This is a genomic window from Allomuricauda sp. ANG21 (assembly GCF_040705235.1).
Taxonomy (GTDB): Bacteria; Bacteroidota; Bacteroidia; order Flavobacteriales; family Flavobacteriaceae; genus Flagellimonas; species Flagellimonas marina.
The window spans coordinates 634,855-647,092 of the sequence record NZ_JBFCVT010000011.1 but is presented as its reverse complement, the minus strand read 5'-3'; the positions used below and the strand labels follow the sequence as shown (position 1 = coordinate 647,092).

The window sequence follows — 12,238 nt, the reverse complement described above, 5'->3', positions numbered from 1 at the left end:
GGCTCCTTCGACTGCGCTCAGGATGACATCTCCAACTGACACTCTGAAAAACTATTGAACGGTCTTCACCTCACTAAATTGAATCACAGGTTGTATGTTGGTATAGTTGGGCACATCAGCCTTTAGCTTGTCCGAGATGGGTCCCATGGCCTTTTGGAAGGCTTCCATGCTTTCAAAATAAAAATAGCCTACGGCTACATAAGGGGAGGGGCTGTCTGGCGCTCCACCCGAGAGGCCTTTGTCGATCATCATGGCTTTTAGGTCATCACCCATAAGATTGGCTGCCATGGCCATGTGGTTGTTAATGTAATAGTCCATGTTAAACGTTGCGTCTTCGGTATTGGGGTAGAAAATGGTCATTTTAATCATGCCTTTTTCAATTTTTGGGTAATCGGCGGATTCATTTTTTGTAAACCCAAATAAAACGATAAGGGCCAAGGCTAGGAGTGTGTTTTTTGTTTTCATATGATGTTTAGTTTGATGTACTTGTTGAAATCGGGAAAGTGAATATAGTTAAAATACGATTAGGTTTTGTGTAATTGGTTTATGTAACTGGTTAACTTTTAGCAGTTAGGGTTAAGAGATTGGAATGGATTTTTCTCTGTCATTTCGAACCCTATATGAAGGAGCGAGAGAAACCCCATTTAGATTACTCAATTGATGTTGCTTCCTCATGTCGAAAAGACCATGGTTTTGTGTTGTCATTTCGAGTGGGTGAAGCGACGAGAAATCTCTTTTTGTTCAGATTTCGCAATCTTCGTTACTTCTTCATGTCGAAATGCTTCCTAGAAGCACTGCAAAATAAAAGGCCGCATCATGCGGCCTTTTTTGATATTTGAATTTCATTCAAGGGGTATGGCTTACACTTTCCATCCTTCACGATAGGTTCGGGTAACAAACTGGTTGGCGTCCTCAAAATTGGTGATTTTCATGTTTTCACCATCCCACAACAGTTTTTTACGGCCATAAAATTCCATATTGCCTTCACCATTCTCTCTTCGCAACATATAACTACGGATGGCCAAGTTGCCCATCAACACAGTTTCCGTCATGGGGCCGGCATAGTCAAAAGAGGAGGTCAACTCTTGGTGCTCGGGACTTCCAAATCCTGCCTTGCAAGCATCCACCCATTTGCGCTGGTGGCCGTATTCGGGCTCTGGCATGTCTTCGACCTCTGGACCAAATTCGGTAACCCCGTTGTTCATATACAACTTGGGAGTGAGTGGTGAACTGTCATTGATATTGGTGGAAATGATACCATGTTCCCCATGAATCAGCACCCCATTATAACTTCCTGGGCCACCAATATCACTGTCAGCCGGAATGATCTCAGGGTGGGAGGGACGTATACCTCCATCGCTCCAGGTCATGGTAACAGGCGCGCCAGTTTTGTCTGTCGCTTCATAATTTAATGTGATGAATGAAGTGGCCGGGCATCCCTCTGGGTGGTAATCGGGATTCCACATTTGGGAGAAGACCGTCCCGACACTACATTCTGCGGCGGTGGGGTATTTTAAGTTCAAGGTTCGGTACGGGATGTCAATCAAGTGGCACCCTACATCGCCCAAAGCGCCTGTTCCGTAATCCCACCAGCCTCTCCAGTTAAAGGGGTGTAAGTTAGGAGTGTAAGGCTTCATTGGAGCGGGACCCAACCATAAATCCCAGTTTAAATCCGCTGGTTTGCTAGCTGGGTCGGGCTTTGGCATAGCATAACCTTGTGGCCAAACCGGGCGATTGGTCCAAATTTCCACCTTGGTGATTCTTCCTAAAGCCCCAGAATCGACCCACTTTTGCACGAGACCCAACAAGGGGTTGGAACCCCCTTGGTTTCCCATTTGTGTCACGACCTTTTTGTCCCGAGCCATTTGGGTCAATATGCGAGCCTCACGGATGTTGTGTGTCAACGGTTTTTGCACGTACACATGCTTGCCACGCTCCATGGCGTAGGCTGCAGCGGGTCCGTGTACGTGGTCGGGAGTACTGATGGTCACCGCATCAATCCCTTTAACCTTATCTAGCATTTCACGATAATCATTAAACAACTCTGCTTTTGGAAACTTCTCCACTGTGCTTTTTGCAGACCCAGAAAAGTCGGCATCGCAAAGCGCAACCACACGCTCACGACCATTCACCGAAGCATTGGCAATATCGCTCGCGCCCTTGCCACCAGAGCCAATGGCAGCCAAATGTAAGCGGTCACTAGGGGCTAAATAACCGGGACCGCCCAAAACATGGCGAGGTACAATAAAAATCCCGGAGGCGATTGCTGTTTTTTTGATAAAGTTTCTTCTGCTTGAGGAGGAGGGTGTTTTTTTCATTTTTATAAGGTTGGGCAAAATTTATATGCTCAACAAGATAGAAAAATACTGTTCAATTTGCTTGGGGGCCTTCTCAAATTCTTGAAATTGATAGTGTTTATGCAAAAAAATGACGCCTAGGGATATCGGAACTCTTATTAATTATTTTTTCGCCTCCACCAGTTCCAGTTGGTCCACACTTACGTTGGTAGTGAACATCCCATAATTGACCACAGCCTTACCTTTTTCAAGCGTGTCAATACTGCCGACTGCCTTTCCGTCCATGAGTCGGACGCGGTCCCCGATTTTAAAGACAGGTCTGGGTTTGTTTTTTTCTTTTTGGATGGCCTTTTTCTTTTCCACCTTTTTCTCCACCCGTACTTTTTTGATTTTTTGTTCCAATTCTTGGGCTACTTGCTGTTGTTGTTTTTGCTTTTCTTTTGCCTTACGGGCAGTAGTTTTTTTGCGTTTACTGTTTTCAGTTTCCACAATGCGTAGCAATTCGGAAATCAAGGGGCGCTTTTTGTTGTTGATGAAATACTGTTCTGCGGCCTTGTTCACTTTATTGCCCAATTGGATCATTCGTTGGTTGTGATCGTACAACTCTTGGTAGCTTTCCAGCTTAGATTTGATTTTGGAGTTCAATTGCTCCAGTTTACCGGCTTCTTCACGGGCTTTGGATTCTTCTTCCTTGAGTTTGGAACCCGTCTGAACCATTTTATTGCGCTCTTTCTGCAATTTGGCAATCGTAGCATCAAAACGGACCTTGCCACGCTCTATCTTTTTCTTGGCCTTATTGATTAAGGAGTAGGGGATGCCATTCTTTTGGGCTACCTCAAATGTGAAAGAACTTCCGGCTTCACCCAACACCAGTTGAAAGGTCGGCTCCAAGGTTTGGGAATTAAATCGCATGTTGGCGTTGGTGGCATGTGGCAATTCATTGGCCAAAGCCTTTAAGTTGGCATAGTGGGTGGTGATGACTCCATACGCTTCGCGTTCATAGAACACTTCCAAGAACGCCTCGGCCAAAGCCCCGCCCAATTCAGGGTCGCTCCCCGTACCAAATTCGTCAATAAGGAATAAGGTTTTGTCGTTGCAACGCTTTAAGAAATAGTTCATGTTCTTTAAGCGATAACTGTATGTGCTGAAATGATTTTCAATGGATTGATTATCTCCAATATCCGTCAAGATCTTATCAAAAAGACAAACGGTACTTCGTTCATGAACCGGAATCAATAGTCCGCTTTGAAGCATCACTTGCAGTAGCCCAATTGTCTTCAAAGTGATACTTTTTCCGCCTGCATTGGGTCCCGAAATGACAATGATTCGGTTTTCTTTATGCAGTTGAATGGTCTGTGGCCACGTTTTGTGGTTCTTGCGTTTGTTCGTCAAATAAAGCAGCGGGTGGTAGGCATCCCGTAGGGATAACTCTCGCTCTTCACTGATTTCGGGCAACAGTGCATCCATTTCTGAGGCATACTTCGCCTTGGAAGCCGTGATGTCAATATCAGTAAGGTACGATTGGTATTCCTTGAGCAACGGAGCAAAAGGACGGATGGTATTCGTAAGCTGATTGAGAATACGCTGTATTTCCTCTTTTTCATCAAACTCCAAATTATTGAGTTCGCGGGTGTACCCTACCGTGGTATCGGGAATGATGTAGACAATGCTGCCTGTCTTTGAACTGCCCATTACCGTTCCTTTGACTTTACGGCGGTGCATCGCCTTTACTGCCAATACCCTTCTATTTTCTACAACAGATTCCCGAATATCATCCAAAAAATCAGAGGATTGGTAACGGGTCAAAGCCGCGCCGAAGCTTTGGTTGATTTTACCACGGACTTCATTGATTTGGGAGCGAATGTATTTTAAATCATCCGAAGCGGAATCCTTGATCTCACCAAACTTGTCAATAACATGGTCAATGGCATCCGCAATTTCGCTGTTGGCTTCCAGTGCATCCGATTTTTTATGCAGCAATGGATAGTATTCCTTAAATTTCTTCAAAAACTTCTGGTGGATGGACACCGTTTTGCAGATTCCTCCAATCTTTCTAAACCCGGAAATTTCCAAAGTGCTGTTTTCAATCTTGAGCAATGACAATTCTGAATTGATAGTATCGAACCCATGATTGGGTATTCGGTTATCATTGGAAAAGGAGGCGAGATACTCCGAGGTTTGTCCCAAAACTTCCTTTAAAACCTCTTGGTCTGAAATGGGTGTTATGGTCAAGGCCATTTCTTTACCCAATTCGGTATTGCATCGGGCGGAAAGCTGTTGCAGCACCGTAGGAAATTCTAGATCTTGAAGGGTTTTCGGGTGAATGTTGCGCATCTTTTTCTGTTAGCAGGACAAATATAGAATTTTGCTGTTTTTTCTTATCCAAAAAGTAAAACCATAGTAATGTGTACATTTGACTTCGCAAATGGTCTGCTCAATGAAATTAGTCAGTTCGAGTGAAATTCCTGAAGAATTTTGTGTCGAGAACTCAAAGCTTCAGCCAGACCCTTTGGCTATTTTAATATTTTGACCAAAAAGAATACATAGTATATGGATGTTTCCATTGAACCAAGTTGGAAAGCACATTTGCAACCCGAATTTGAGATGCCCTACTTTCAACAATTGACTAATTTTGTGCGGCAAGAATATCAGAATCATACCTGTTACCCAAAGGGTAAGGATATTTTTGCGGCTTTTGATTATTGTCCATTCCAGGAAACAAAAGTGGTGATTATTGGTCAGGATCCCTACCATGGGCCAAATCAGGCCAACGGATTGTGTTTTTCGGTAAAGGATGGTATCCCACATCCTCCATCCTTGGTAAATATATTCAAGGAGATAAAGGTAGATATGGAAAAACCCTATCCCAAGAGTGGTAATCTAGAGCGGTGGGCCAATCAAGGGGTTCTGCTGCTCAATGCTACCTTAACGGTTAGAGCACACAATGCTGGAAGTCATCAGAACAAAGGGTGGGAGCAGTTCACCGATGCCGTCATCAAAACGGTTTCCAATGAATTGGAAGGAGTTGTTTTCCTGCTTTGGGGTGGCTTCGCCAAAAAAAAATCGACTTTGATTGATAAGAGCAAGCACCATATCCTAACTTCAGGGCATCCTTCGCCTTTGAGTGCCAATAGAGGACTGTGGTTTGGTAACCAGCATTTTAGTAAAACCAACAGTTTATTGTCAAAAATGGGGAGAACATCTATAGAATGGTGATGTTCGGCTAAACAGATTTTGTAATTGTCTGGAATTCTGTATGTTTGGTCCCTTTATCTGAAAATGCCCCAATTTGGAGAGATTGAAATCTATTTTATTGGTTGATGATGACGAAACCACCAATTTGGTCAACAGCTTTTTTATTAGACAACTTGACAGTTCTTTAAAAGTAAACAACGTGAATAATGGAGAGGAGGCCATTGCGTTTTTGCAAAGAGCTTCCCCCAGCGAAGATTTGCCATGCTTACTGTTGTTGGACGTAAATATGTCCGTTATGAATGGTTGGGAGTTCTTGGATGTCTATACGGAAAAGTTTGGTGGCCGATTTGAAAAGGATGTTGTTATTGTGGTTCTAACGAGTATGGACATTTATGATAATGCGATGGCCATGACACATCCCAGTGTTGCGGAAATGATTCAGAAACCCTTGTCGGATATTAAATTTCGGGCTTTGGTAACCAAGCACTTTTTTAGTGATTAGGAGGCAAGAACGTATCTGGTTGTTTAATTTCCTCAATCAAATTTAAACTTAATAGCTTTTCTTGGACGTTCAGTAGTGTTTCTTCCGATAGTTGATGTTGCCCCCAAATGGTTTTGGACAACCATTTTTTAATATCATCCAGTTTTTGACCGTAACGGTTGGCCAAAGTGCGGTCTATACTAGGTATTTGCTTGAATTCTTCGGTATAGGTATTGATGACTTCCAAAATATGCTTTAACGCTCCTGGTTGAGACCCTAAAAACGAATCGGTGGCGGCAATCACAAAGCAGGGCCATGGTGTAGGGCAGTCCCCCAATCTTTTAAAAATACCCTTATCCACCAGGGGTTTGGTAGTAAAGTGCTCCCACATGAAATAAGCGCCAGAACCCTCATTGAGGCTTTTAACAGCACCTTCCAGATTGTTTATGATTTCAAATTGCAATTTCTCGGGATCCCATCCTTGATTTTGGGCATTTACATAGGCCATTAAGTGACTGCCACTTCCAAATCGGCTTATGGCTACTTTATCATCCTGCAAATCTTGAATGGAATTTCTAGAGCTTTCAGCTGCTACGTGAATACCCCATAGAAGGGGAGAGGAAATAAATTCTTGGACAATTTTACTTGGATTCCCCTGCGAAATACTTTTAATGATGCCTTCTGTGAGAATTATGGCCAAATCCGCTTTGTTATCCTTCAACAATTGACACATTTTACCTGTTCCTTCCGGTATATCGGTCCATTCAAGGTTAATGCCGCGATCTTCAAAAGCGCCATCTTCCATAGCCAAATGCCAAGGAAGGTTAAAATGCTCTGGAACTCCAATTATTCGTATAGTCTTCACGAGATTTTTTAAGGTTTCATAAAAATATGGATTCCACTTGGTATCTTTTGTTTCTGAGCAAATAATACAACAAAAACGTTAGTCAAAATCAGAAGAGATTATTTTTTCCAATGTAAATTGAATAAGGTCATTAATTGTTTTTTGCCCATTTTTTGAAAATTCTCCCGTAGCTCTATTGGCGAGTATGGCACTTAATGAAATTGCTCTGTGTCCATGGAGTTTGGCCAGCCCATAGATGCCGGCGGTTTCCATTTCCAGATTGGTGATTTGGTGGTTTTGATAGGAAAACCCAGCAAGACGAGCATTAAAATCGGGTAAGGCGGAAGCTATGCGAAGATTCCGACCCTGAGGCCCATAAAACCCTGAATTTGTTACTGTTATGCCTAATCGTATACGATTTGAAGTGAATTTGCCGGCTAGTTGCCTATCAAAATCAGTGGCGTACGCATAGATTTTCTGTTCCTTCCATCCTAAGTAATCGTTGAGTCTGGATTCCAAATCAATGTTTCGGGCGTGTCCACTATCATAAAAATGCAAGAGCCCGTCAAAACCGACCCCTGATGAACTTAATAGAAAAGAGTCAACTGGGAGGTTGGGTTGAATACTTCCCGATGTACCAATCCGTATAAAACTGAGCTGTCTTTTTTTTTCGTTGATGGTCCGAGAGACAAAATCAATATTTGCCAGAGCATCCAACTCGTTCAAAACAATATCTATATTGTCGGTTCCAATACCTGTGGAAATAACCGTAATGCGTTTTCCTGAAAGAATACCGGTATGGGTAGTAAATTCACGCTTTTTCTTTTCCAGTTCAACAGAGTCAAAATGTTTGGAAACCTCATGTACGCGGTCTGGGTCTCCCACGGTGATTATGATGTCCGCAATATCATCGGGAAGAAGGTTTAGATGATAGATGCTGCCATCAGGGTTCAGAATCAATTCTGAGCTGCCTAAGGACATGGATGCTATTTAGAGTTTTAAAATACGGTTGGTGTCTGTATTGTATAGAAAGTTATACTTTAATGAGCCACCTAGATATAATTGATTATCACGTATTTGCGAATAATAATTATTTTTATTCTCCAATACTTCCATTCCCTTTTTGGTCAATTTGACAGGACTGAAAGAGCTGAAGAGGGGTTTTAAAGAAGTAATAATACGCTCATATTGAGAATCCCCAAATCCATAGAATCCCTGATCTGTCAAAAGGTTTCCTAAAAGTTCCTTTCTGGATTTTGGCTTCTGCGTTGCCGCTAAGTCCAAAATATGGTTCTCCAATTCGTTCAGACCATTTTTTATGGTTGGGAATCGCTTTAAATGCGTTTTAAGGGCATCTGAAAGATATTCAAACTGAAAGTTATCGTTGTTGATGAGGTTCTCCAGCCGGATTGGGTTGTCGCTGCAATAGAGTTGCCAAACATAATCAGCGTATTCTATATCGTCTTGGGAGAGCATGGTCCTATTTTCGTAAAGCTCCAAGAGCTTTTCATCGCTCAATTCACTAAGACCATAGTATTTATTGCTGTCGTCTTCTTTTCCACTGCACACGAGTGAGATTTCGGCATGTCTTCTGTGGGTTTTTAACCAACTGAGCACGGCCAGCATGTTGATTTGGCAAAATAAGTCATATTCAAACCAAAGTACAATCTGGTCTTGCTGTTTGTGGTTGCATAAAGAACGATACTCTTTGAGCGTTTTTTCAACAAACCAAGATTTGGAAATCTTGTAGTTTTTACTCAAAAATTCAAATCGTGTTTTCCAGAAAGATTCACTACCAACCGTACACAAAGTCTTGCCTTCGCAAAGCATCTCTCTCCATGTAATAATATCTCCCTGTAGTTGTAACGATTGTAATTTAGACGTGAAACTGTCCCCGTTGGTTATGTGCAACAGTGATTTCATTTTCAGTTCAGTTTTCGTTGGTTAGGAAGAATAAAAGTAAGGTACTCTGCCAAGAACACAAAAAAATTTTCGTAAAACATTGGTTTTCAATATGAAAATTTAACATGTAAAGCGCTCCAAACTCCTATCCACCAACTCGTTTTACGGAAAATCCATGATCCTTTAAAAACACCATGATTTTATCCCTGTAATCCCCTTGAATAATGATGGATTCGTTCTTGAAGCTACCGCCTACACCCAAAAAAGTCTTTAAATCTTTTGCTAATTTTTTGAAATCCGAATCGGCACCATTGTATCCTTCCAAAATAGTAATGGGTTTTCCCTTTCGTTTTTCATATTTACAGATAATGGGGTCGTCCTGAAGCCAATAATCGGGTTTTTCACTTTCCTTTTCCGTGTTTTCCTCAGGAACATGATCTGGAAACAGGTTCTTGAGTTGATCCTTAAGGTCCATACTTTATTTTTTTATCAATCCGAGTTCTATCAATCGCTCATGAAGAAATTCCCCCGCGGTGATATCTTCAAAAGCTTTAGGATGCTCTTCATCCACGCAATTTTCCAAGCAGTTTAAAGGCATTTCGCTTATGGGGTGCATAAAAAATGGAATGGAATACCGCGAAGTGCCCCAAAGTTCCTTCGGTGGATTCACCACCTGGTGAATGGTGGATTTTAATTTATTGTTGGTCAATCGTGAAAGCATATCGCCAACATTGATCATCAATTCATCCGGTTGGGCAATGGCATCTACCCATTGTCCTTCGTGGTTTTTTACTTGCAACCCTTTTCCGTGGGCACCCATGAGCAAGGTGATAAGGTTAATGTCGCCATGCGCCGCTGCCCGCACCGCATTCTTAGGTTCTTGGGTAATGGGCGGGTAATGGATGGGCCTTAAAATGGAATTTCCATTTTTAATATATTCATCAAAGTAGGTTTCTTCCAACCCTAGATGCAATGCCAGTGCACGAAGGACATATTGGGCCGTTTTTTCCAACATCTTATAGGTCTCCTTGCCGACTTTGTTGAACTTGGGCAGTTCTGTAACGGTGACATTATCTGGATATTCGGCCTCCAACTTTGGATTATCCTCCACATATTGCCCAAAGTGCCAAAACTCCTTTAGATCTCCTTCTTTTTTGCCTTTGGCATGTTCTTTTCCGAAGGAAGTGTATCCTCGTTGTCCGCCAATCCCTTCAATTTCATACTTGTCCTTGATTTCCTGGGGCAACTGAAAGAACTTTTTAATTTCCGAATACAGGTCATCAACAAGTTGGTCTGATAAAAAGTGACCGCTCAATGCCACGAACCCGATATCCTCGAAAGCGGCGCCGATTTCTTTGACAAACTTTTCTTTTCTGGCGGGGTCCCCAGAGACAAAATCTTCAAGGTTTACACTTGGAATTGCACTCATGCCATGATTTTTTGATTACGTTCAAAAGTAATGAATATTGCCGAACGTTTAGAAATTTGCAGGAGTATGGATGGCTTTTTTACTACATTTATCCCGTAGAATTTTCAGGATATGCGATATCACATTGGGGATTTAGATCAGCAAAAAATGCGGGATCTTTACGTGGGAATGCTAAAGCCCAGAATGATTGAGGAAAAGATGTTGATTCTGCTCCGGCAGGGCAAGATTTCCAAATGGTTCAGTGGTATAGGGCAAGAGGCTATTTCAGTGGGTGTGACCCAAGCCTTGAAAGACGAAGAGTACATTCTTCCAATGCATCGCAACTTGGGTGTGTTCACTTCCCGAAATATCCCACTGCACCGGCTTTTTTCCCAATGGCAGGGAAAGCAAAGCGGTTTTACCCAAGGTCGTGACCGAAGTTTTCATTTTGGGACGCAAGAGTATAAAATTGTCGGGATGATTTCTCATTTGGGCCCTCAATTGGGTGTGGCAGACGGAATAGCACTTGCAGATTTATTGGGTAGAAAAAAGCGGGTCACTGCCGTGTTTACTGGTGAAGGTGCAACCAGTGAGGGTGATTTCCATGAAGCTTTGAACATTGCTTCCGTTTGGAATCTTCCGGTTTTGTTCTGTATCGAAAACAATGGTTATGGACTATCCACACCTACCAACGAGCAATACAATTGCGAGCATTTGGCGGATAGGGCCAAAGGGTATGGCATGGAATCCCGAATCATTGATGGAAACAATATTTTAGAAGTCTTCTCTAAGGTGGATGAACTTTGCAAAGCCATGCGAAAGCGTCCTCGTCCGATGCTGTTGGAGTTCAAAACCTTTCGGATGCGGGGCCATGAAGAGGCCAGCGGCACCAAATACGTTCCGGATAAATTGATGAACAAATGGGCAAAGAAAGATCCTATTGCCAATTACGAGACATTTCTGTTGGAAGAAAACATCATAAGTCAAGAGGAGGTTGATAAACTCAAAGAGGAAATCTCAGAGGAAATCAACGAAAATTTAAAGATGGCATTTGATGAGGCTCCAGTTTCTTCTAATGAAACCAAAGAATTAAGTGAAGTTTACCATAAATTTGATTACCAGCATATTGAATCAAAAGAAGAAGTGAATAATATCCGCTTTGTCGATGCTATTTCCCAAGGTTTGGAGCAATCCATGTACCGCCATAACGAATTGATTATTATGGGTCAGGATATTGCCGATTACGGAGGGGTTTTTAAAATCACAGAGGGCTTCACTTCCAAGTTTGGGAAGAGCCGGGTGCGCAATACACCCATTTGTGAATCTGGTATCGTCTCCACAGCCATGGGATTGTCCATCAACGGAATGAAAGCCGTGGTTGAAATGCAGTTCGCGGATTTTGTCAGTTCTGGATTCAATCCCATCGTTAATTATTTGGCCAAAGTCCATTACCGCTGGAACGAAAAAGCGGATGTGGTTATCCGGATGCCCTGTGGGGGTGGAGTAGGGGCCGGACCTTTTCATTCCCAGACCAATGAGGCGTGGTTCACCAAAACCCCCGGATTGAAAGTGGTTTATCCAGCTTTTCCAGCAGATGCCAAAGGACTTTTAAACACAGCCATCAATGACCCAAACCCTGTTTTGTTCTTCGAACATAAAGGATTGTACCGAAGCGTCTATGGCGATGTGCCCAAGGATTATTACACCATACCCTTTGGAAAAGCCAATCTGCTGAGAACGGGAAACTCCATTACCGTGGTCAGTTATGGTGCTGGAATACATTGGGCTTTGGAAGTATTGGAAAAACATCCAATTATTGACGCAGATCTCGTAGATTTACGAACACTTCAACCTCTTGACATGGATACTGTCTACTCCTCGGTGAAAAAGACAGGGAAGCTCATTATTTTACAAGAAGATACGTTGTTCGGCGGAATAGCCAGTGATATTTCAGCAATGGTCATGGAAGAATGTTTTCAGTATTTGGATGCGCCCATAAAAAGGGTGGGGAGTTTGGAAACCCCCGTTCCTTTTGCCAAAATATTGGAAGAAAATTACTTGCCAAGGCAGCGTTTCGAATCAGAATTATTGAATCTTCATGCCTATTGATA

Annotated in this window: 11 protein-coding genes; 3 read left to right on the top strand and 8 right to left on the bottom strand. The window is 42.5% G+C overall.

What is annotated here, in order from left to right:
* Positions 1-51: 51 nt before the first annotated feature.
* The 3 genes from AB1A65_RS11755 to AB1A65_RS11745 all read right to left on the bottom strand — a co-directional run bounded on the left by AB1A65_RS11755 (position 52) and on the right by AB1A65_RS11745 (position 4,631).
* On the bottom strand, positions 52-465 hold the full coding sequence (locus AB1A65_RS11755; RefSeq protein ID WP_366589281.1) for an EthD family reductase: 414 nt from the start codon (positions 463-465) through the stop codon (positions 52-54).
* A 395-nt stretch (positions 466-860) separates the two neighbouring features.
* Positions 861-2,318, bottom strand: a complete 1,458-nt coding sequence (locus AB1A65_RS11750; protein WP_366589278.1) for a Gfo/Idh/MocA family oxidoreductase — start codon at positions 2,316-2,318, stop codon at positions 861-863.
* Positions 2,319-2,459: 141 nt separating this feature from the next.
* Positions 2,460-4,631 (bottom strand): DNA mismatch repair protein MutS, encoded by a 2,172-nt coding sequence (locus AB1A65_RS11745; protein WP_366589275.1) that lies wholly within the window; start codon positions 4,629-4,631, stop codon positions 2,460-2,462.
* 216 nt (positions 4,632-4,847) lie between these two features.
* Here AB1A65_RS11745 and AB1A65_RS11740 point away from each other — a divergent pair, with 216 nt between their 5' ends.
* Positions 4,848-5,513 (top strand): uracil-DNA glycosylase, encoded by a 666-nt coding sequence (locus tag AB1A65_RS11740; RefSeq protein WP_366589272.1) that lies wholly within the window; start codon positions 4,848-4,850, stop codon positions 5,511-5,513.
* An 82-nt stretch (positions 5,514-5,595) separates the two neighbouring features.
* Positions 5,596-5,994 carry a response regulator gene (locus AB1A65_RS11735; protein WP_366589270.1) on the top strand — a complete coding sequence of 133 codons (399 nt, stop codon included), beginning with the start codon at positions 5,596-5,598 and terminating at the stop codon, positions 5,992-5,994.
* Here AB1A65_RS11735 and AB1A65_RS11730 read toward each other — a convergent pair.
* From AB1A65_RS11730 to AB1A65_RS11710, 5 genes are all read right to left on the bottom strand, one after another.
* Complete coding sequence (locus tag AB1A65_RS11730) at positions 5,984-6,838, bottom strand: substrate-binding domain-containing protein (protein WP_366589268.1); 855 nt, start codon at positions 6,836-6,838, stop codon at positions 5,984-5,986. The two genes, AB1A65_RS11735 and AB1A65_RS11730, sit on opposite strands and share 11 nt — an antisense overlap.
* 78 nt (positions 6,839-6,916) lie before the next feature.
* Positions 6,917-7,798: a nucleoside phosphorylase gene (locus AB1A65_RS11725; protein WP_366589266.1), complete on the bottom strand. Its 882-nt coding sequence runs from the start codon at positions 7,796-7,798 to the stop codon at positions 6,917-6,919.
* 9 nt (positions 7,799-7,807) lie between these two features.
* The gene (locus AB1A65_RS11720; RefSeq protein WP_366589264.1) at positions 7,808-8,740 is read right to left on the bottom strand and encodes a DUF1835 domain-containing protein; all 933 of its coding nucleotides are present in this window, start codon (positions 8,738-8,740) and stop codon (positions 7,808-7,810) included.
* A gap of 124 nt (positions 8,741-8,864) precedes the next feature.
* The gene (locus AB1A65_RS11715) at positions 8,865-9,194 is read right to left on the bottom strand and encodes a translation initiation factor (RefSeq protein WP_366589261.1); all 330 of its coding nucleotides are present in this window, start codon (positions 9,192-9,194) and stop codon (positions 8,865-8,867) included.
* A 3-nt stretch (positions 9,195-9,197) separates the two neighbouring features.
* The gene (locus AB1A65_RS11710; RefSeq protein ID WP_366589259.1) at positions 9,198-10,148 is read right to left on the bottom strand and encodes a 2-oxoglutarate and iron-dependent oxygenase domain-containing protein; all 951 of its coding nucleotides are present in this window, start codon (positions 10,146-10,148) and stop codon (positions 9,198-9,200) included.
* A 111-nt stretch (positions 10,149-10,259) separates the two neighbouring features.
* Between AB1A65_RS11710 and AB1A65_RS11705 the strand changes: the two genes are divergently transcribed.
* The gene (locus AB1A65_RS11705; protein WP_366589256.1) at positions 10,260-12,236 is read left to right on the top strand and encodes a dehydrogenase E1 component subunit alpha/beta; all 1,977 of its coding nucleotides are present in this window, start codon (positions 10,260-10,262) and stop codon (positions 12,234-12,236) included.
* Positions 12,237-12,238: the final 2 nt, after the last annotated feature.

What these genes read in the sequence shown, in the direction of transcription:
- AB1A65_RS11715 (WP_366589261.1), bottom strand. Translation starts at nt 9,194, where the DNA reads ATGGACCTTAAGGATCAACTCAAGAACCTGTTTCCAGATCATGTTCCT.
- AB1A65_RS11725 (WP_366589266.1), bottom strand. Translation starts at nt 7,798, where the DNA reads ATGTCCTTAGGCAGCTCAGAATTGATTCTGAACCCTGATGGCAGCATC.
- AB1A65_RS11750 (WP_366589278.1), bottom strand. Translation starts at nt 2,318, where the DNA reads ATGAAAAAAACACCCTCCTCCTCAAGCAGAAGAAACTTTATCAAAAAA.
- AB1A65_RS11755 (WP_366589281.1), bottom strand. Translation starts at nt 465, where the DNA reads ATGAAAACAAAAAACACACTCCTAGCCTTGGCCCTTATCGTTTTATTT.
- AB1A65_RS11720 (WP_366589264.1), bottom strand. Translation starts at nt 8,740, where the DNA reads ATGAAATCACTGTTGCACATAACCAACGGGGACAGTTTCACGTCTAAA.
- AB1A65_RS11710 (WP_366589259.1), bottom strand. Translation starts at nt 10,148, where the DNA reads ATGAGTGCAATTCCAAGTGTAAACCTTGAAGATTTTGTCTCTGGGGAC.
- AB1A65_RS11740 (WP_366589272.1), top strand. Translation starts at nt 4,848, where the DNA reads ATGGATGTTTCCATTGAACCAAGTTGGAAAGCACATTTGCAACCCGAA.
- AB1A65_RS11705 (WP_366589256.1), top strand. Translation starts at nt 10,260, where the DNA reads ATGCGATATCACATTGGGGATTTAGATCAGCAAAAAATGCGGGATCTT.
- AB1A65_RS11745 (WP_366589275.1), bottom strand. Translation starts at nt 4,631, where the DNA reads ATGCGCAACATTCACCCGAAAACCCTTCAAGATCTAGAATTTCCTACG.